Annotated in this window: 19 protein-coding genes; all 19 read left to right on the forward strand. The window is 48.7% G+C overall.

What is annotated here, in order from left to right; genetic code table 11:
• Window positions 1-58 precede the first annotated feature (58 nt).
• The 19 genes from SHEWANA3_RS07030 (at window position 59) to flhF (ending at window position 19,462) form a co-directional block, all read left to right on the forward strand.
• Window positions 59-1,141, forward strand: a complete 1,083-nt coding sequence (locus SHEWANA3_RS07030; RefSeq protein ID WP_011716413.1) for an ATP-binding protein — start codon at window positions 59-61, stop codon at window positions 1,139-1,141.
• Window positions 1,134-2,474 (forward strand): sigma-54 dependent transcriptional regulator, encoded by a 1,341-nt coding sequence (locus SHEWANA3_RS07035; RefSeq protein ID WP_011716414.1) that lies wholly within the window; start codon window positions 1,134-1,136, stop codon window positions 2,472-2,474. The genes SHEWANA3_RS07030 and SHEWANA3_RS07035 overlap by 8 nt, the downstream gene beginning before the upstream one ends.
• Window positions 2,475-2,649: 175 nt before the next feature.
• Window positions 2,650-2,988 carry a flagellar hook-basal body complex protein FliE gene (gene fliE / locus SHEWANA3_RS07040; RefSeq protein ID WP_011716415.1) on the forward strand — a complete coding sequence of 113 codons (339 nt, stop codon included), beginning with the start codon at window positions 2,650-2,652 and terminating at the stop codon, window positions 2,986-2,988.
• Between the two features lie 44 nt (window positions 2,989-3,032).
• Window positions 3,033-4,718, forward strand: coding sequence for a flagellar basal-body MS-ring/collar protein FliF (fliF, locus tag SHEWANA3_RS07045; RefSeq protein WP_011716416.1), 1,686 nt, complete (start codon window positions 3,033-3,035; stop codon window positions 4,716-4,718).
• Entirely contained in the window at window positions 4,711-5,757 is a 1,047-nt protein-coding gene (gene fliG / locus SHEWANA3_RS07050; protein ID WP_011716417.1) for a flagellar motor switch protein FliG, read from the forward strand. Before fliF ends, fliG begins: the two co-directional genes overlap by 8 nt.
• Window positions 5,744-6,706: a flagellar assembly protein FliH gene (gene fliH, locus SHEWANA3_RS07055; protein WP_011716418.1), complete on the forward strand. Its 963-nt coding sequence runs from the start codon at window positions 5,744-5,746 to the stop codon at window positions 6,704-6,706. The genes fliG and fliH overlap by 14 nt, the downstream gene beginning before the upstream one ends.
• Complete coding sequence (gene fliI, locus SHEWANA3_RS07060; protein WP_011716419.1) at window positions 6,675-8,012, forward strand: flagellar protein export ATPase FliI; 1,338 nt, start codon at window positions 6,675-6,677, stop codon at window positions 8,010-8,012. The genes fliH and fliI overlap by 32 nt, the downstream gene beginning before the upstream one ends.
• Before the next feature lie 11 nt (window positions 8,013-8,023).
• Window positions 8,024-8,470, forward strand: coding sequence for a flagellar export protein FliJ (gene fliJ / locus SHEWANA3_RS07065; protein WP_011716420.1), 447 nt, complete (start codon window positions 8,024-8,026; stop codon window positions 8,468-8,470).
• Between the two features lie 159 nt (window positions 8,471-8,629).
• The gene (locus tag SHEWANA3_RS07070; RefSeq protein ID WP_011716421.1) at window positions 8,630-10,369 is read left to right on the forward strand and encodes a flagellar hook-length control protein FliK; all 1,740 of its coding nucleotides are present in this window, start codon (window positions 8,630-8,632) and stop codon (window positions 10,367-10,369) included.
• 82 nt (window positions 10,370-10,451) lie between these two features.
• The gene (fliL, locus tag SHEWANA3_RS07075; protein WP_011716422.1) at window positions 10,452-10,976 is read left to right on the forward strand and encodes a flagellar basal body-associated protein FliL; all 525 of its coding nucleotides are present in this window, start codon (window positions 10,452-10,454) and stop codon (window positions 10,974-10,976) included.
• 40 nt (window positions 10,977-11,016) lie between these two features.
• Window positions 11,017-12,048, forward strand: a complete 1,032-nt coding sequence (gene fliM, locus SHEWANA3_RS07080) for a flagellar motor switch protein FliM (protein ID WP_011716423.1) — start codon at window positions 11,017-11,019, stop codon at window positions 12,046-12,048.
• A 12-nt stretch (window positions 12,049-12,060) separates the two neighbouring features.
• Entirely contained in the window at window positions 12,061-12,435 is a 375-nt protein-coding gene (gene fliN, locus SHEWANA3_RS07085) for a flagellar motor switch protein FliN (RefSeq protein WP_011716424.1), read from the forward strand.
• 33 nt (window positions 12,436-12,468) lie between these two features.
• A complete protein-coding gene (fliO, locus tag SHEWANA3_RS07090) occupies window positions 12,469-12,876 on the forward strand; it encodes a flagellar biosynthetic protein FliO (protein WP_011716425.1) in 408 nt (135 codons plus the stop codon).
• A complete protein-coding gene (fliP, locus tag SHEWANA3_RS07095; RefSeq protein ID WP_244096612.1) occupies window positions 12,876-13,619 on the forward strand; it encodes a flagellar type III secretion system pore protein FliP in 744 nt (247 codons plus the stop codon). Before fliO ends, fliP begins: the two co-directional genes overlap by 1 nt.
• 17 nt (window positions 13,620-13,636) lie before the next feature.
• Window positions 13,637-13,906: a flagellar biosynthesis protein FliQ gene (gene fliQ / locus SHEWANA3_RS07100; protein ID WP_011622080.1), complete on the forward strand. Its 270-nt coding sequence runs from the start codon at window positions 13,637-13,639 to the stop codon at window positions 13,904-13,906.
• A 4-nt stretch (window positions 13,907-13,910) separates the two neighbouring features.
• Window positions 13,911-14,708: a flagellar biosynthetic protein FliR gene (gene fliR, locus SHEWANA3_RS07105; protein ID WP_011716427.1), complete on the forward strand. Its 798-nt coding sequence runs from the start codon at window positions 13,911-13,913 to the stop codon at window positions 14,706-14,708.
• Between the two features lie 17 nt (window positions 14,709-14,725).
• Entirely contained in the window at window positions 14,726-15,856 is a 1,131-nt protein-coding gene (gene flhB / locus SHEWANA3_RS07110; RefSeq protein ID WP_011716428.1) for a flagellar biosynthesis protein FlhB, read from the forward strand.
• A 118-nt stretch (window positions 15,857-15,974) separates the two neighbouring features.
• Complete coding sequence (gene flhA, locus SHEWANA3_RS07115; RefSeq protein ID WP_011716429.1) at window positions 15,975-18,074, forward strand: flagellar biosynthesis protein FlhA; 2,100 nt, start codon at window positions 15,975-15,977, stop codon at window positions 18,072-18,074.
• A gap of 11 nt (window positions 18,075-18,085) precedes the next feature.
• Window positions 18,086-19,462, forward strand: a complete 1,377-nt coding sequence (flhF, locus tag SHEWANA3_RS07120) for a flagellar biosynthesis protein FlhF (RefSeq protein WP_011716430.1) — start codon at window positions 18,086-18,088, stop codon at window positions 19,460-19,462.
• Window positions 19,463-19,466 lie beyond the last annotated feature (4 nt).

Consider the following 19,466-nt stretch of genomic DNA (forward strand, 5'->3'; position numbering starts at 1 on the left):
TAATTTGGCATAGAATCTGCAAGCACTCCGTCATAAGCAATTTTTTGACGGAGTGACTATGTCTGCTCATCCACTAGCGCAAATTGAAACATTCAAGCACACTAGCAAACAATGGAACCAACTGCGTGAGGCCGCCAATATGTCCAATCGGATGGAGCATATTTTACAGGCTATGCCCTCTGGCGTGGTGATTTTGAACGGTGATGGTATTGTCACTGATGCAAACCCCGTTGCCGTCGAATTGCTGGAGCAGTCGTTATGCGGCGCCCGCTGGATTGATGTGATCCATACGGCGTTTGCGCCACAGGACGATGATGGCCATGAAGTCTCATTACGCAATGGCCGCCGAGTCAAATTTGCGATTACCCCATTAACGCCGGAACCTGGCCAATTAATTGTGCTGACGGATCTGACCGAAACTCGTCTACTGCAAAAGAATCTTTCCCATCTGCAGCGCCTGTCAGCCCTCGGCAAAATGGTCGCGACGCTGGCGCATCAGGTGCGGACTCCACTGTCGGCTGCACTGCTCTATGCTGCTAATCTGGCCAGTCCCAAATTATCGGAATCTGCTAAGGCAAAATTTCAGCAGAAATTAGTGGATAGACTCAATGAGCTTGAACGCCAAGTGAACGATATGCTGCTGATGGCCAAAGGACGTCAAGATGAGCTGGGCGAACTGATTAATCTTAATGATGTTATCGAGAATGTTGTTGCTAACTGTGAACCAATAGTTGCTAAGCATGGCGCTGAACTGGCGGTAACCAATATTTCTAATAGCTTAATGCTGGCGAATGTGAATGCGCTCAGTTCAGCCGTCAATAACCTCGTGATGAACAGTCTTGAAGCCGGGGCTACGCAGATCCAAATCGTTGCTAGTGATAGCAATGAACAGTTACATCTCAATGTTATCGATAATGGCAAAGGATTGGATGCCAAAATGCAGCAAAAAGTGTTGGAACCTTTCTTTACCACTAAAGCTCAGGGGACTGGTTTAGGCTTAGCCGTTGTACAGTCTGTGGTGCGTAATCATGGCGGCCAACTGCAATTAAGCTGCATGCCCAATAAGGGTTGTACTGTGTCGCTAACCTTCCCGCAGGCGAAATCGGCTGCTGTATTGCCGCTGGAGAAACCCTATGTCTGAAGCCAAATTACTCTTAGTCGAAGACGATGCCTCCCTGCGTGAGGCTTTGCTCGATACCTTAATGTTGGCGCAATACGACTGTATTGATGTGGCATCAGGTGAAGAAGCCATAATCGTACTAAAACAACATCAATTTGATCTTGTGATCAGCGATGTGCAAATGCAGGGGATTGGCGGCTTAGGCTTATTAAATTACTTACAGCAACATCATCCCAAATTGCCCGTGCTGTTAATGACGGCGTACGCCACTATAGGCAGTGCTGTCAGTGCAATTAAATTGGGCGCCGTCGATTATCTGGCAAAACCCTTCGCTCCAGAGGTGTTGCTCAATCAAGTTTCCCGCTATTTACCACTCAAACAAAATAGCGATCAACCTGTGGTTGCCGATGAAAAGAGTCTTGCGCTCTTGTCTCTGGCACAGCGGGTGGCAGCATCCGATGCTTCTGTGATGATCCTTGGGCCAAGTGGTTCGGGTAAAGAAGTGTTAGCCCGTTATATTCATCAACATAGTAGCCGTGCTGACGAGGCCTTTGTGGCCATCAACTGTGCGGCCATCCCCGAGAATATGCTTGAAGCCACATTATTTGGTTATGAAAAGGGCGCCTTTACCGGTGCTTACCAAGCTTGCCCCGGTAAATTCGAACAAGCACAGGGCGGAACTTTATTACTCGATGAAATTTCAGAGATGGATTTAGGGTTACAGGCCAAACTGCTGCGCGTATTGCAAGAGCGTGAAGTAGAGCGGTTAGGCGGCCGTAAAACCATCAAGCTGGATGTGAGAGTGCTAGCAACCTCAAATCGTGATTTAAAAGCCGTAGTTGCCGCGGGGCAATTTAGGGAAGATCTCTATTATCGCATTAACGTGTTTCCATTGACGTGGCCTGCGCTGAATCAACGGCCTGCGGATATTTTACCCTTAGCTCGGCATTTACTCACAAAACACGCAAAGGCACTGAGTATCATCGACGTACCCGAATTTGATGAGGCCGCATGCCGCCGTTTACTTGGCCATCGCTGGCCAGGTAATGTGCGAGAGCTCGATAACGTTGTGCAGCGAGCCTTGATTTTGCGATCAGGTACGGTGATTACTGCCAATGACATTATTATTGATGCTCAAGATGTGCCGTTATCATCCGATGATGCTGAATATTGCAGTGAGCCAGAGGGGTTAGGTGAAGAGTTAAAGGCGCAGGAACATGTGATCATTCTCGAAACCCTAGCGCAATGCCAAGGCAGCCGTAAGTTGGTTGCTGAGAAACTAGGGATCAGCGCGCGCACCTTAAGATACAAGATGGCCAGAATGCGCGATATGGGGATTCAATTGCCTAACTAAGTCGAGTTTTGCAACCTTTCTAGCACCATCGCCACTGGTTATCCTTTGGCGATTTCACACCTATGACCTCTGCAATTCTTTTTAGCTCGGCCAAGTAAAAACTTGGCCGTAGTTTTGCATATCCTCGTTATCTTGAGAGTTTAATCGTCAATAACTCGACGATGGGGAGCACGACATGCAAATTGGCGCGAATTCATTACTGCAAGAAATGCAGTCACTTCAAGGTGAAATCAAACCCTCTTTTGGGATTTCACCTAATAATATTGTGCAGCAAGTGAATAACACCAGTGGTGCTGACTTTGGCCAGCTACTTTCACAAGCCATTGGTAATGTGAGTGGTTTGCAGTCAACCTCATCTAACCTCTCGACTCGCTTAGAAATGGGTGATACCACCGTGAGCTTGTCTGATACTGTTATCGCCCGCGAAAAGGCCAGTGTTGCCTTTGAAGCCACTGTACAAGTGCGCAATAAGCTCGTTGAAGCTTATAAAGAAATAATGAGCATGCCTGTTTAGGCCTTGAATAACGCAATTAGCAGGTACGAATCGTGAGCACAGAAATGATTGTCGGATCAAACGCCGGCGTAATGGACCAAGGGGTCCAACAGGAAAATAAATCCGGCGTGCTGGGGAGTCTCGGTGGCGTCGATATGATGCGTCAAATCACCATGATTCTAGCATTAGCCATTTGTTTGGCGCTCGCCGTGTTTGTCATGATCTGGGCACAGGAGCCTGAGTACCGTCCATTGGGTAAAATGGAAACTCAGGAAATGGTGCAAGTACTCGATGTACTTGATAAAAACAAGATCAAATATCAGATCGAAGTTGATGTTGTTAAAGTACCAGAAGATAAATACCAAGAAGTCAAAATGATGCTTAGCCGTGCAGGGGTTAATAGTCCTGCTGCATCGACCCAAGACTTTCTTACCCAAGACAGTGGTTTTGGTGTGAGCCAAAGAATGGAACAGGCTCGCCTCAAGCATAGCCAAGAAGAAAACCTTGCCCGCGCGATTGAACAGTTACAAAGCGTAAGCCGCGCTAAAGTGATTTTGGCACTCCCCAAAGAAAACGTATTTGCCCGTAATACTTCTCAGCCAAGTGCAACAGTTGTAATTAACACTCGCCGTGGTGGCTTAGGCCAAGGTGAAGTTGATGCCATCGTTGATATCGTCGCTTCTGCGGTTCAGGGCTTAGAGCCATCTCGCGTTACCGTCACAGATTCTAACGGCCGTTTACTGAACTCTGGCAGCCAAGATGGCATCTCTGCCAGGGCGCGCCGCGAGCTTGAGTTGGTTCAACAAAAAGAAGCCGAATACCGAACCAAGATTGATTCGATTCTCTCGCCCATCCTTGGCCCAGATAATTTCACCTCCCAAGTGGATGTGAGCATGGATTTCACCGCGGTTGAGCAAACCGCTAAACGTTTTAACCCTGACTTACCGTCGCTGCGTAGCGAAATGACTGTTGAGAATAATTCGACAGGCGGTTCAACTGGCGGTATTCCTGGCGCGTTGTCGAACCAACCTCCGATGGAGTCAAATATTCCTCAGGATGCGACCAAGGCGACAGAAAGCGTGACGGCAGGTAACTCGCACCGCGAAGCGACCCGTAATTTTGAGTTAGATACCACCATCAGCCATACCCGTCAGCAAATTGGCGTAGTGCGCCGCGTCAGTGTGTCAGTAGCCGTGGACTTTAAACCGGGTGCTGCGGGTGAAAATGGTCAAGTGGCGCGCGTTGCCCGCACTGAGCAAGAGCTCACCAATATCCGCCGTTTACTGGAAGGCGCGGTAGGCTTTAGCGCGCAGCGTGGTGATGTTTTAGAGGTGGTCACTGTTCCCTTTATGGATCAATTGGTTGAAGATGTACCTGCGCCTGAGCTTTGGGAACAGCCTTGGTTCTGGCGTGCCGTTAAGTTAGGTATCGGTGCCTTAGTTATCTTAGTGCTGATCCTTGCTGTGGTGCGCCCAATGCTGAAACGCTTAATCTACCCAGACAGTGTGAACATGCCTGAAGATTCAAGATTGGGTAATGAGCTGGCCGAGATTGAGGATCAATACGCTGCCGACACCTTAGGGATGCTCAATACCAAAGAAGCAGAGTATAGTTATGCCGACGATGGCTCAATTCTTATCCCTAATCTGCATAAAGATGATGATATGATTAAAGCTATCCGTGCGCTTGTGGCCAATGAGCCCGAGCTTTCAACCCAAGTCGTGAAAAACTGGTTACAAGACAATGGCTGAGAATAAATCAAAAGACGCCGCTGAAACCTCAAGTTTCAATATTAAGGATCTCAGTGGCATCGAAAAAACGGCGATTTTACTGTTAAGTTTGAGTGAAGCCGATGCCGCCTCTATTTTAAAGCACTTAGAACCTAAACAAGTGCAAAAGGTCGGTATGGCGATGGCGGCCATGGAAGACTTTGGGCAGGAAAAAGTCATCGGAGTGCATAAGCTGTTTCTCGATGATATTCAAAAGTATTCTTCTATTGGCTTTAACAGCGAAGAGTTCGTCCGTAAGGCGTTAACCGCGGCTCTAGGTGAAGACAAAGCCGGTAATTTGATTGAACAAATTATCATGGGCAGCGGCGCCAAAGGTTTGGACTCGCTTAAATGGATGGATGCGCGCCAAGTCGCGACTATCATCCAAAACGAACATCCACAGATCCAAACCATTGTTTTATCGTATTTAGAGCCAGATCAAGCGGCGGAAATTTTCGGCCAGTTCCCAGAGAATACCCGCTTAGACTTAATGATGCGTATTGCTAACCTTGAAGAAGTGCAACCTGCGGCATTGCAGGAATTAAACGACATCATGGAGAAACAATTCGCCGGTCAAGGCGGCGCGCAAGCAGCGAAGATGGGCGGCCTAAAGGCGGCGGCCAACATTATGAACTACCTCGATACGGGTGTCGAAAGTCAGTTGATGGAAACCATGCGCGAAACCGATGAGGAAATGGCGCAGCAAATCCAAGACTTAATGTTCGTATTCGAAAACCTGATCGATGTGGACGACCGTGGTATCCAAACCTTGCTGCGTGAAGTGCAGCAGGATGTATTGATGAAGGCGCTGAAAGGCGCAGATGATCAGCTCAAAGACAAAATATTGGGCAATATGTCGAAACGGGCTGCCGAATTGCTGCGTGACGATTTAGAGGCCATGGGCCCAATCCGGATCAGCGAAGTGGAAATCGCCCAAAAAGAAATTCTGTCAATTGCGCGTCGATTAAGTGACAGCGGTGAAATCATGTTAGGCGGCGGTGGCGGCGATGAGTTCCTCTAATCGGAGTGACAATAGCGACAATAAATTGTCCCATCGGGTGGTGAGCGACTCGGAGATCGAGTTCAGCCATTGGCAATTACCCGATGTGACCCAAACCGAAGAGGTGAGTATTTCAAACCTCTTTGGTTATTCGCCGCAGCAAGCGCCGAAGGCGGTGGCCGCCGAAACCATTGCGCCACCCACCATGGCGGAAATTGAAGATATTCGCGCTCAAGCCGAAGAAGAAGGTTTTAACGAAGGTAAGACGCAAGGTTATGCCGAAGGACTGGAGCAGGGCAGACTCGAAGGTTTAGAGCAAGGCCATACCGAGGGCCTAGCCCAAGGTCATGAGCAAGGGCTTGAGGCTGGGCTTGCTGAAGCCAAGGCATTAGTCAGCCGCTTCGAAGGACTGTTAAGCCAATTTGAAAAGCCATTGCAATTACTCGATGGCGATATTGAACATTCCTTAATGACACTCACTATGGCGCTGGCCAAATCTGTGATTGGTCATGAACTTAAAACTCATCCAGAACAAATCCTGTCGGCGCTACGTTTAGGGGTCGAATCTCTGCCAATCAAGGAGCAAAGCGTCAGTATTCGCATGCATCCCGATGATGTTGCCTTGGTGGAGCAGCTATATTCCAGTACCCAATTGAACCGTAATCAGTGGCAGTTAGAGGCCGATCCCAGCTTAAATTCTGGGGATTGTATTATCAGCAGCCAACGCTCGCTGGTGGACTTAACCCTGTCCTCGCGCATCGATGCGGTGTTTGAGTCCTTACGTAATCAACAGTCCCATTTGAGTCACCAGCAGCAACAGCGCCAAGCGGTTCTCGATGAGGAAAACGCTGCAAAACGGGGATCGAGTTCAGAGCTAGGTGACGAGGCGCAGAGCACCGAGTCCCTGAGTACAGAGTCGCAAGCTGATGGAGAGCAAGATGCAAAATCGCCGCCATCAACTGCTGAATAAATTGAATCATTGCATCGATAAAGTCCCGCCGTTTCGAGCCGTCGCCAGTGGTCAACTGGTGCGTGTGGTAGGTTTAACCTTAGAGGCGAGTGGTTGCCGTGCGCCCGTGGGTAGCCTGTGCTCTATCGAAACCATGGCAGGAGAGTTGATTGCCGAAGTCGTCGGTTTTGACGATGAACTGCTGTACCTTATGCCGATTGAGGAATTACGCGGCGTGTTACCAGGCGCCCGTGTCGTCCCCCTCGGTGAGCAGGCGGGGCTGAGCGTGGGCTTATCCCTCTTGGGACGCGTGCTCGACGGCAATGGTGTGCCGTTAGACGGTCTTGGCGCATTATCGACCGAACAGCAGGCGCCAAGGCACAGTAACGCCATCAACCCACTTTCTCGCCGTGCGATCACCGAACCACTCGATGTGGGCGTGCGCGCCATCAATGCCATGCTCACCGTTGGTAAAGGCCAACGTATGGGCCTATTTGCTGGCTCGGGTGTGGGTAAGAGTGTGCTGTTAGGGATGATGACCCGGGGCACGACAGCTGACATCATTGTGGTGGGGCTCGTCGGGGAGCGTGGCCGCGAAGTTAAAGAATTTATTGAAGAAATCCTCGGTGAAAAGGGGAGAGCACGCTCAGTTGTGGTGGCGGCGCCCGCCGATACCTCACCCTTGATGCGCCTTCGCGCCTGTGAAACTTCGACTCGTATCGCTGAGTATTTTCGTGATTTAGGCTATAACGTATTGTTATTAATGGATAGTCTGACTCGTTACGCCCAAGCGCAGCGTGAGATTGCTCTGGCCGTAGGTGAACCTCCGGCGACTAAAGGTTATCCACCTTCGGTATTTGCTAAATTGCCGCGTTTGGTTGAGCGGGCGGGTAATGGCGGGCCTGGACAAGGTTCAATCACCGCATTTTATACTGTGCTGACCGAGGGCGACGATCAACAGGATCCGATTGCCGATGCATCTCGGGCGATCCTCGATGGCCATATTGTGCTATCTCGCTCACTGGCGGATTCTGGGCATTATCCTGCAATCGATATTGAAGCTTCGATCAGCCGTGTGGCCCCAATGGTGATTTCGAACGAGCACTTAGAAGCCATGCGCCGCGTCAAGCAGACTTATTCCCTCTATCAACAGAATAAGGATCTGATTTCGATTGGTGCCTATGCCCAAGGCAGCGATCCGCGAATCGATAACGCTATACGCCTGCAACCTGCGATGAATGCCTTCTTACGGCAGACCATGCGTGATGCCTTTAGTTTTGCCGATAGCCAAGTCATGCTTGGGCAACTCGCGGCACAATGTAAATAATCGAGACTGTTATGGCGAATGCCGATCCCTTATTGCTGGTGTTGAAATTAGCCCTCGATGCAGAGGAGCAGGCCGCGCTGCTGCTAAAGTCGGCGCAACTAGAGTGTCAAAAGCGCCAAAATCAGTTGGATGCACTCAATAATTATCGCTTGGACTATATGAAGCAGATGCAGTCTCAGCAGGGACAAGCCATCAGCGCCAGCCATTATCACCAATTCCACCGTTTTATCCGCCAAATCGATGAGGCCATTGCGCAGCAAAATCGTGTGGTCGCCGATGGGGAGAAGCAAAAAAATTATCGTCAGCAGCATTGGCTCGAGAAGCAGAAGAAACGCAAGGCGGTAGAACTACTCTTAGATAATAAAGAGAAAAAACGCCAAGCTCTTGAGTTGAAGAAAGAGCAAAAGATGACCGATGAATTTGCCTCTCAGCAGTTTTTTCGCCGCAATAAACCCTAACCCAAGCTCGCGATTGCTTGTTTAAGTTGTTTCTTCAATCAGTAACCTCCATTTGTTGGCACTTTATTTGCTTGCTTTATGCCAGATATGGCCAAAGCCGCATAAATTGACGTTTGCCCGCATGTTTTTATTTCTTGGGGTGAAAGTTTAGGAGCTGATATGCAACAAATGAACAATATCCTATTAGCGCCAAGCGCGAAAAACAGCGCTAGCTCGAGTAAAGCATTGACTCAAGATACTAATAGTGAAGACTTTTCTGCAGCGTTGGCTTCAGTTACATCCGTATCATCCACCTCGACTAAAACCCCTGTATCTCAGGATGTGGCTGTCAAATCTGCTAAAGCGGAAGCCAGCACTGACGATACCAATACCGGTGATGAAGCCGATATCAGCTTGATTTTCGCCCAGATTGGTATGGCAAATGAGATGAAGCAAGCGGCAGCTCCGGGCGAGTCTTTGCCGCTTGAGGCCGATATCACGGCAATGAAAGATGCCGACTCAACCTCGTTATTGGTCGATGATCAATCTCAGGCCGACAGTTCTATCGTTGACGGCACTTTTTCCAATGAAATGGCTAAGTTTGTCGAGGCCTCCAACACAAGCATTGGCAATGCAAAAGTGGATGTGAGTTCAGAAACACCAGACTCTGAGTCAGTTGCCTCAAAGTCAGTTGGACAAAATACTGCGCAAGTCACCGCTCAGTTATTACAGCAGCAAGTCTCACAACAGAACGCGGCAGATGTTGCTGATACTGAGAGTGTAGAACCACAGATCCTTGCTGTTGATGTTGATGCTTTGGTTGCGGCCGCGACTGTGGCGGAAACAGATACTCCGGGTACCTCAGTTGATGATTCGCTTTTGATTGATGATGCAGCGATACTTACAGGTCTGCGCAGCGAAAAGTTCGTTAAACCGCCCGAAAATCATATTTTACCCATTGAGGGTGAGCCTTTGTTAGGGGCAAAAGAGCTTGGTGCAACAGAGATTGGCGCTAAGGCGATAAATGTGTCGACGCAGCCAGCAGATAAAGTTCTTGCACCCCAAAGTATGGTATCCCAAGCCGTTGATAATCAAATATCAATCAAAGCGGCCAGCGCTTCAAGTGATGCAGGTACGTTGCAAGTGAATACCGCAGCAGCCACGAATACTAACGATCTTAATACCTTAGGCACTAATGCTGCGACTAATGTATCAGGGACCACAGCCATAGAACCGAGCTTTACTGACGACAACCCATCCCGCGCCGAGATTTCAGCAGGCTTTTTGCTAAAAGACGCTAAGTTGGCGGTTACTCTCGATGCGCAGCAAGATAGCCGGGTTGCTGCTTTAAGTTCTGGCAGTGAAGAGGCGGACAGCGAGTTTAAGCCAGTGGAGTTTAAAGCGGTACCTTCACTGCATTCTTTGGCAACGCCGGCAACCCAGCGTCAAGATATTCCTCAAGTGCAGCTTTCTTTGCGCCAAGGTGTAGAAACTCAAAACCAAATGCAGGAGATGATCCAGCGCTTTTCACCTGTGATGAAGCAGCAATTGGTGACTATGGTGAGCCAAGGGATCCAACAGGCGGAAATCCGATTAGATCCGCCAGAACTTGGGCATATGTTGGTTAAAGTGCAAGTCCATGGCGACCAGACACAAGTGCAGTTCCATGTCACACAATCGCAAACCCGTGATGTGGTCGAACAAGCCATTCCCCGCCTGCGTGAATTATTACAGGAACAAGGCATGCAATTGGCCGACAGTCATGTTTCTCAAGGTGACCATGGTCAACGCCGGGAGGGGGGATTTGGTGAAGCGGGTGGTTCGAGTGGTGGAAATGTGGATGATTTCTCGGCAGAAGAGCTAGATTTAGGTTTAAATCAAGCAACTAGTTTAAATTCAGGTATAGATTATTACGCTTAAGAAGGTAACCTATAGTAATAATGCGGATTATAATCCGCATCCTAATCCATTCCCGCATTTAGCCAATTAAAGAGTACATAAAATGGCCAAGGAAGAATCACTAGAACTTGAAAGCACCGAAGCGCCTAAAAGTAAGAAGAAGTTTATTTTTATCGGTGCGGGAGTCTTAGCGGCACTATTAATAGGTGGTGCGCTGTGGTTTTTCCTCGGTAGCAGTGATGAAGCCCCTGCGGCATCGGCTGAAGGGACTGCGCCTACTGAATCGACCACTCCAGCCGCCGATGCGGCAATGGCGGCCTATGTACCAATGCCACGACCCTTTTTATTTAATCTCCCTGGGCCAGATCGCGCTCGTCTTGTTGAAATTAAAGTGCAATTGATGGTTAGAGGCCAAGACGATGATGTGTTGACCCAAAAACACATTCCATTGATTGAAGATGCGCTGTTAACCACCTTTAGTGGTGCCGATGTACAAAAATTGAGCACTCAGGCGGGTAAAGATGAATTGCGGCAATTAGCGCTGCTGAGCGTGCAAAATACCTTGCAATCCGTGACCGGACGTAAAGTGGTTGAGAAAGTACTCTTTACCGGTTTTGTAATGCAATAACCTTTTATCTTCAGCACCTTAAAGAGGCGAAGACAATACTGTGAGTGATTTATTAAGCCAGGACGAAATTGATGCGCTCTTACACGGAGTCGATGACGTCGAAGAGGATAATGAGCTTGATGCCGCGGGGCTGGAAGCTCGCTCCTACGACTTTTCCTCCCAAGACCGCATCGTGCGTGGCCGTATGCCCACGCTCGAAATTGTGAATGAGCGTTTTGCCCGCCATCTGCGGATCAGCATGTTCAACATGATGCGTCGTGCAGCCGAAGTGTCGATTAACGGCGTGCAAATGCTGAAATTTGGTGAGTACGTACACACCTTATTCGTCCCGACCAGCTTGAACATGGTGCGCTTTCATCCCTTAAAAGGTACGGCACTGATCACCATGGAAGCGCGTTTAGTGTTTATTCTGGTGGACAACTTTTTTGGCGGCGATGGCCGTTTCCATGCCAAGATTGAAGGGCGGGAGTTTACCCCGACCGAGCGTCGCATCGTGCAACTTTTGCTTAAGATTATCTTTGAAGACTATAAAGATGCGTGGGCGCCGGTGATGGATGTGGAGTTTGATTATTTAGACTCCGAAGTCAACCCCGCGATGGCCAACATCGTCAGTCCAACTGAAGTGGTGGTGATTAACTCCTTCCATATCGAGGTGGATGGCGGCGGCGGTGACTTCCATATCACTATGCCGTATTCGATGATTGAACCTATCCGTGAACTACTTGATGCCGGTGTGCAGAGTGATAAACAAGACACTGACATGCGTTGGTCACAGGCGCTGCATGACGAAATTATGGATGTGAAAGTCGGGTTTGATGCCAGTGTGGTTGAACATGAACTCACACTCAAAGACGTCATGAACTTCAAGGCCGGGGATATTATTCCAATCGAGCTGCCTGAATACATTATGATGAAAATCGAAGACTTACCGACGTATCGCTGTAAAATGGGGCGTTCACGCGATAATCTAGCACTTAAAATTTACGAAAAAATCCCACGTCCTGAAACGGTCAAATCCGAACTGCAATTAGTGACACGTAAAGGCAAAGCCAGAGACATATCCGAATTATAAAGGTGAAGTGAGATGAGTACAGATGATGATTGGGCAGCAGCCATGGCCGAACAGGCATTGGAAGAGGCTAATGCCATTGACCTTGACGAGCTTGTAGACGAGTCACAGCCAATTAGTAAGGCCGAAGCCGCCAAACTAGACACTATTTTAGATATCCCTGTGACGATTTCGATGGAAGTTGGTCGCAGCTATATCAGCATTCGTAACCTGCTGCAGCTGAACCAAGGTTCTGTCGTGGAGTTGGACAGGGTGGCGGGTGAGCCGCTAGATGTGATGGTCAATGGCACACTTATCGCCCATGGCGAAGTGGTTGTGGTTAACGATAAGTTTGGTATCCGCCTAACGGATGTGATCAGTCAAACTGAGCGGATTAAAAAGCTTAAGTAATTCAACGATAAACACGAAGCCTGAAGGAGCGAGATGAGCACATCGGTAATTCTCAGTCTAGTAGTAGCAACTCAGGCGAGTGTTGCTGGCGTTGCTAACGAAAGTACCGCGACAGCAACGAAAGTGGCTGAACCTTCGCAAATGGCCGCCGCAGCGAGCATGCTTGGCGGTCTTATTTTAGTGTTATTGCTTATCTTCGCTTTAGCGTATCTGCTGCGGCGATTTAATTTGGTGCCGACAAATCACAGTGTGCTGAAAACCCTCGCGGTAACATCGCTTGGACAGAAGGAGCGTTTGGTACTCGTTCAGGTCGGCGAGCAGCAGTATTTGTTGGGTGTTAGCGGGCAACAGGTTAATTTAATTGATAAATTAGCTGAACCTATCGAAATTGAGTCCACTTCCTTTGCGGACAAGCTACGGCAGGCGAAATTAAAACAATGATGAAGTACATACTCACCTTTATTGGGGTCAGTACCCTGTTGTTTGCCGCATCGGTGGGCGCGGCCGATGGTGTATTGCCAGCGGTAACCGTAAAAACCGCCGCCGATGGTTCGACCGAATATTCGGTGACCATGCAGATCCTGTTGCTAATGACCTCGCTGAGCTTTATCCCAGCAATGGTCATTATGTTGACCTCCTTTACCCGCATCATAGTGGTGCTATCGATTTTGCGCCAAGCCATTGGTTTACAACAGACCCCTTCTAACCAAGTTTTGATTGGCATGAGCCTGTTTATGACCTTTTTCATTATGGCGCCGGTGTTCGACAAAATTTATGATCAAGGGGTAAAACCTTATATCGATGAGCAGCTCACGCTGCAACAGGCCTTCGATAAGGGCAAAGAGCCATTACGGGCATTTATGTTAGGGCAAGTGCGTACCACAGATCTGAAAACCTTTATCGATATCTCTGGGTATCAAAACATTAATTCCCCAGAAGAAGCGCCAATGAGCGTGTTGGTGCCAGCTTTTATTACCAGCGAACTGAAAACCGCCTTTCAAATTGGCTTTATGTTGTTTGTGCCTTTCTTGGTGCTCGATCTCGTGGTGGCCAGTATCTTGATGGCCATGGGTATGATGATGCTCTCGCCGATGATTGTGTCATTGCCCTTTAAAATTATGCTGTTTGTACTTGTTGATGGCTGGGGGCTTGTGATGGGCACCTTAGCCAATAGCTTCGGTTAGACAGGCGGAGTACTGAGATGACGCCAGAAGCGCTAATCGATATTTTTCGCGAAGCTCTAGCCGTTATTGTGATGATGGTTTCGGCTATTGTTCTGCCTGGGCTCGGCATTGGCTTAATTGTGGCGGTGTTTCAAGCCGCGACCTCAATTAACGAACAGACTTTAAGCTTTTTACCTCGATTGATAGTGACCTTACTGGCCTTGATGGTCATGGGACACTGGTTAGTCCAAACCCTGATGGATTTCTTTATCGAAATGGTTAACCGCATTCCCCAAGTGGTGGGTTAAGTCCATGGAGCTGCTGCTCGACACCTTAATGCAAACCATCGCCTCTTACATGTGGCCATTGTTTCGTGTGACCAGCATGTTGATGGTCATGGTGGTGTTTGGTGCTACAACAACCCCGACTCGAGTCCGTTTACTGTTAGCCGTTACCATCACGCTTGCCATTGCGCCAGTTTTGCCCCCCGTAAAGGATGCCGAACTCTTTTCCTTAAGCGCTGTTTTTATTACCGCTCAGCAAATTATTATTGGTGTCGCCATGGGTTTTGTGACCCAAATGGTGATGCAAACCTTTGTGTTAACGGGCCAGATCATTGGTATGCAAACCAGTTTAGGTTTTGCTTCTATGGTTGACCCTGGCTCTGGTCAACAAACGCCAGTGATAGGTAACTTCTTTTTGTTACTCGCAACGTTGATTTTTCTCGCCGTCGATGGACACCTGTTGATGATCCGCATGCTTGTCGCCAGTTTTGAGACCTTACCGATTTCGAATCAAGGATTAACCTTGACAAGTTATCGCTCGCTGGCTGAATGGGGCTCCTATATGTTTGGCGCGGCACTGACTATGTCGCTCTCGGCGATTATTGCCTTACTACTTGTTAACTTATCCTTTGGGGTAATGACCCGCGCCGCGCCGCAGCTGAACATTTTCTCGATAGGTTTCCCCATCACTATGATTGGTGGACTGCTGATTTTATGGTTGACCTTGACTCCCGTAATGGCCCATTTCGAAGAAGTCTGGGCGTCGGCACAGCTTTTGCTTTGCGATATTTTAGGGCTTCAGTGTCAAGCCAATGGCATATTCTAACCGGATAGGAACGCGTAATGGCTGAAGAAAGTAGCGGCGAACGCAGCGAGGAACCCACCGGGAGGCGCCTCGAACAGGCGCGAGAAAAAGGGCAGGTAGCCCGTTCAAAAGAGTTAGGTACTGCGACCGTGTTACTCTCGGCGGCGACTGGCTTATATATGCTCGGACCTGGAATAGCGAAAGCCCTATCCAACGTATTCGAGCGTGTATTTACCATGGAGCGCGCAGCGATTTTCGATACGAACCAGATGTTTAATGTATGGGGAGTCGTGGGAAGCGAGATTGGCTGGCCGTTACTCAAGATTATGTTACTGATTGTGGTGGTGGCATTTATCGGTAACGTATCCCTTGGAGGGATGAATTTCTCCACCCAAGCCATGATGCCTAAAGCCAGTAAGATGAGCCCGATTGCAGGCTTTAAGCGGATGTTTGGTGTGCAGGCCTTGGTTGAATTAACCAAAGGGATTGCTAAGTTCTCCGTGGTGGCTATCGCGGCTTATTTGCTACTCAGTCATTATTTCAACGATATTCTGCTCCTATCTGCCGATCATCTCCCCGGTAACGTCCATCATGCGCTGGATTTATTGGTGTGGATGTTTATTCTGCTTTGCTCCTCCGTCTTGGTCATAGTGGTCATCGATGTGCCGTTTCAGATCTGGAACCACAACAAACAGCTGAAAATGACTAAGCAGGAAGTCAAAGACGAGTACAAAGATACCGAAGGTAAACCCGAGGTCAAAGGGCGAGTACGGCAAATGCAGCGTGAGTTAGCGCAGCGGCGCATGATGGCCGAAGTCCCCAATGCGGATGTGATTGTGGTAAACCCTGAACATTATGCGGTGGCCATTAAGTACGATGTAAAGCGCTCTGCAGCGCCTTTTGTTATCGCTAAAGGAGTGGATGAAGTCGCGTTTAAAATCCGCGAAGTGGCAAGGGCACATAATATTGCGATTGTCTCGGCGCCACCGCTGGCGCGAGCCATTTATCACACCACTAAGCTTGAGCAGCAGATCCCTGAGGGCCTATTTACTGCGGTGGCGCAGGTACTGGCTTATGTGTTCCAGTTACGCCAGTACCAAAAAGGTCGTGGTCGTAAACCTATCCCTATCCCTGTTAATCAACCCATTCCTGACGATCTAAAACACTAGTTAAGTGTTAGGTTACCGAAGAAATAGTTCACAAAGATAAACCCACAACAAGAAGCGCTAGCGGTTGGCGCGCTTTTTGCTTTCAGGTTGTTATACGTCAAAGTTTAGGTATCTGTGAATGGATGTTAAAGCCTCCCTAGGCCAAGTAAAACAGTTGAAACTGAGCTCTTTCAAGGGCATAGGTACACCAATGTTAGTGCTTGCGGCATTGGCCATGATTGTATTACCTATCCCGCCGTTTCTACTCGACGTTTTATTCTCCTTTAACATTGCCTTGGCTTTGATTGTTCTTCTTGTCGCGATTTATACCGACAGACCCTTAGACTTTGCTGCGTTTCCAACTGTTTTACTAGTTGCAACACTGCTACGACTCGCACTTAACGTGGCATCGACCCGAGTGGTGTTACTCGAAGGTCACAATGGTGGTGATGCCGCGGGTAAGGTGATCGAGGCCTTCGGCTCCGTGGTGATTGGCGGTAACTATGCTGTCGGTTTAGTCGTATTTATCATTTTGATTATTATCAACTTTGCCGTTGTGACTAAAGGTGCTGGCCGTATTGCCGAGGTGAGTGCTCGCTTTACCTTAGATGCGATGCCCGGTAAGCAAATGGCCATCGATGCCGATTTGAACGCAGGTATTATTAATCAGGATCAAGCCAGAACCAGACGCGCCGAGGTGACCCGCGAAGCCGACTTCTATGGCGCAATGGACGGTGCGTCTAAATTTGTGAAGGGCGATGCGATTGCCGGTATTATGATCTTGGTGATCAACATTCTCGGTGGGTTTATTATCGGGATTGTGCAGCACGGTTTGACATTCTCCCAAGCCGTTGAAATTTATACCCTGTTAACCATTGGTGACGGTCTCGTCGCGCAAATCCCTGGTTTATTACTGTCAATTGCCGCGGCGTTGATGGTGACCCGTCAAAATGAATCTGGCGACATGGGCCAGATGCTGATCAGTCAGATGTTTGACAGTCACAAGTCGCTCAGTATTGCGGCTGGCGTACTCTTTGTGATGGGTATTGTGCCTGGCATGCCACATATGGCGTTTTTAAGCTTTGCCGTGATCACCGCCGGTGCCGCTTACTTTATCTTCAAACGTAATGAAGCCAAACGTGCCAAAGCCCTTGAGCAAGTCAAAACGGGCCCAACGGAAAGAGCCGAAAGAGAACCTAAAGAACTTAGCTGGGACGATGTGCACCATGTTGACACTATCGGTCTAGAAGTGGGATACCGTTTGATCCCATTGGTCGATAAGGGCCAAGGTGGAGAGTTACTGAGTCGGATCAAAGGGGTACGTAAAAAACTTTCGCAAGAACTGGGCTTCTTGGTGCCTGCGGTGCATATTCGCGACAACCTCGATTTATCACCCAATGCCTACCGCATCTCGTTAATGGGCGTGGTAGTTGGTGAGGCGGATATTCGCCATGACTGCGAACTTGCCATCAACCCAGGCCAAGTTTACGGTAAGCTCGATGGTATCGAAACCCGGGACCCAGCCTTTGGTCTCGAAGCTGTGTGGATTGCCCCTGAGCTGCGCGAACATGCACAAACCTTAGGTTATACCGTGGTGGATGCTGCGACAGTGGTGGCAACCCATATCAGCCAGATTTTGACGAATAATGCGGCGAAACTCTTAGGCTACGAAGAAGTGCAACAACTGATGGATATGCTTGCCAAGCATTCGCCTAAGCTGGTGGATGGCTTTATTCCTGATGTGATGCCGCTCGGAAATGTCGTAAAAGTGATGCAAAACCTATTAAATGAAGGAGTTTCTGTCAGAGACTTGCGTACCATAGTGCAAACTTTGTTAGAATACGGCACTAAGAGTAACGATACCGAAGTGTTAACGGCGGCCGTGCGTATTGCATTGAAGCGCATGATAGTTCAAGAGATCTCGGGTCCTGAACTTGAAATACCTGTCATAACTTTGGCGCCAGAGTTGGAACAGATGTTGCATCAATCAATGCAAGCAACCGGTGGCGATGGTCCCAATATCGAACCCGGTCTTGCCGAGCGTATGCAGCAATCCTTAGCGGATGCCGCTCAAAAGCAAGAAATGGTTGGTCAGCCCGCTATTTTGCTAACGTCAGGTATGTTACGTGCGACACTGTCTCGCTTTGTTAAATATACTATTCCTAATCTCAGAGTGATTTCTTATCAAGAAATCCCCGATGAAAAGCAAATACGCATAGTGTCTGCTGTCGGCCAGTAGAGGACGCATAAGTGAAGATTAAACGTTTTTTTGCCAAAGACATGCGTGCTGCACTGGCCCAAGTGAAGGACACGCTCGGCTCCGATGCCGTGATTATGTCGAATAAAAAAGTGAATGGCGGCATTGAGATTGTGGCCGCCGTTGACTATGACGAGCCCAAAGCGAAGGCGCCTGCAACTGCACCGACTTTTATGGATGTGAGTGATGATTTAGTGTCGCTCGGTGCTAAAGCGCCGATTCGCGCTGAAACTAAGCTTAAACCCTCGGCGCCAGCGGACTCTCTCCAAGCATTGCTCGAGAAGCAACAAAGCCGTTTAAACCAACAGCTCACCCATCAACAGCAAGACGCCGAATTGCCTGCGTGGGCACAAGGTCTACAAGCTCCTGCAGTGCCAAAAGCTGAACGCCGAGATATGGGACAGACTTTCGATAAGAAGCCGCAGGTTTCACAGAAGCAAAATGCGGATATTGAAGCGATGCGTGATGAGTTAGCATCCTTACGCAATTTGCTTACTCATCAAGTGTCTGCGCTGATGACTGAACACAAAAAGCGTATCGATCCTGTGGGTGCCATGCTGGAGTCAAAGTTACTGGAAGCGGAGTTTTCGCCTGCGGTCGCGAACAAGTTAGCGGCGCTTAGTCAACACTATACCCCGGCAGAATTAGTTCGTGCCTTGCCACAAAGTCTAGCGAATATGCTTGATAATCAAGGTGATGATATCGTTAAGCAAGGTGGTGTTGTGGCGCTGGTTGGCCCAACGGGTGTAGGCAAAACCACTTCCTTAGCCAAATTAGCGGCTCGTTTCGCTGCCCATCATGGTGCGGATCAAGTCGCCTTGATCACGACAGATCATTATCGTATTGGCGCTTATGAGCAATTGGCCACCTATGGCAAAATTATGGGATGCCCAGTTAAGCAAGCCCATGATCTTGCTGAGCTAGAGCAAATACTGTATCAGTTCAGAAATCGCAAGCTAGTATTGATAGATACCGCAGGAATGGGCCAACGAGATATGCGGCTTTACCAGCAACTTGATAATTTAACTGCAAATAGCAGAATACCTATCCGCAGTTATCTGGTACTGTCTGCCACAGGACAGCGCCGTGTGCTACAGGATGCTGTAAATCACTTTAAACGCATTCCATTATCTGGTGTTGTACTCACCAAGCTCGATGAGTCCGTGTCGTTAGCGGGTGCATTAAGTGTGTTGATCCAAAGTGGGTTGCCATTAAGTTATGTTACGGATGGGCAGCGAGTGCCCGAAGATATGAAAGTTGCCGATACTTTATTGCTCGCAGAGCAGGCGTTAGCGGCCTTAGAAAACACTGAACAACAATCGTTACCAGACACAGCGTGGTCAGATAATATGACCTGTGCATTTGAGTAGAGTT

Source organism: Shewanella sp. ANA-3 (assembly GCF_000203935.1).
GTDB lineage: Bacteria > Pseudomonadota > Gammaproteobacteria > Enterobacterales > Shewanellaceae > Shewanella.

Excerpts from the sequence above, each read along its gene's own strand:
- SHEWANA3_RS07030 (WP_011716413.1), top strand. The coding sequence starts at position 59 with ATGTCTGCTCATCCACTAGCGCAAATTGAAACATTCAAGCACACTAGC.
- SHEWANA3_RS07035 (WP_011716414.1), top strand. The coding sequence starts at position 1,134 with ATGTCTGAAGCCAAATTACTCTTAGTCGAAGACGATGCCTCCCTGCGT.
- fliE (WP_011716415.1), top strand. The coding sequence starts at position 2,650 with ATGCAAATTGGCGCGAATTCATTACTGCAAGAAATGCAGTCACTTCAA.
- fliF (WP_011716416.1), top strand. The coding sequence starts at position 3,033 with ATGATTGTCGGATCAAACGCCGGCGTAATGGACCAAGGGGTCCAACAG.
- fliG (WP_011716417.1), top strand. The coding sequence starts at position 4,711 with ATGGCTGAGAATAAATCAAAAGACGCCGCTGAAACCTCAAGTTTCAAT.
- fliH (WP_011716418.1), top strand. The coding sequence starts at position 5,744 with ATGAGTTCCTCTAATCGGAGTGACAATAGCGACAATAAATTGTCCCAT.
- fliI (WP_011716419.1), top strand. The coding sequence starts at position 6,675 with ATGCAAAATCGCCGCCATCAACTGCTGAATAAATTGAATCATTGCATC.
- fliJ (WP_011716420.1), top strand. The coding sequence starts at position 8,024 with ATGGCGAATGCCGATCCCTTATTGCTGGTGTTGAAATTAGCCCTCGAT.
- SHEWANA3_RS07070 (WP_011716421.1), top strand. The coding sequence starts at position 8,630 with ATGCAACAAATGAACAATATCCTATTAGCGCCAAGCGCGAAAAACAGC.
- fliL (WP_011716422.1), top strand. The coding sequence starts at position 10,452 with ATGGCCAAGGAAGAATCACTAGAACTTGAAAGCACCGAAGCGCCTAAA.
- fliN (WP_011716424.1), top strand. The coding sequence starts at position 12,061 with ATGAGTACAGATGATGATTGGGCAGCAGCCATGGCCGAACAGGCATTG.
- fliO (WP_011716425.1), top strand. The coding sequence starts at position 12,469 with ATGAGCACATCGGTAATTCTCAGTCTAGTAGTAGCAACTCAGGCGAGT.
- fliP (WP_244096612.1), top strand. The coding sequence starts at position 12,876 with ATGAAGTACATACTCACCTTTATTGGGGTCAGTACCCTGTTGTTTGCC.
- fliQ (WP_011622080.1), top strand. The coding sequence starts at position 13,637 with ATGACGCCAGAAGCGCTAATCGATATTTTTCGCGAAGCTCTAGCCGTT.
- fliR (WP_011716427.1), top strand. The coding sequence starts at position 13,911 with ATGGAGCTGCTGCTCGACACCTTAATGCAAACCATCGCCTCTTACATG.
- flhB (WP_011716428.1), top strand. The coding sequence starts at position 14,726 with ATGGCTGAAGAAAGTAGCGGCGAACGCAGCGAGGAACCCACCGGGAGG.
- flhA (WP_011716429.1), top strand. The coding sequence starts at position 15,975 with ATGGATGTTAAAGCCTCCCTAGGCCAAGTAAAACAGTTGAAACTGAGC.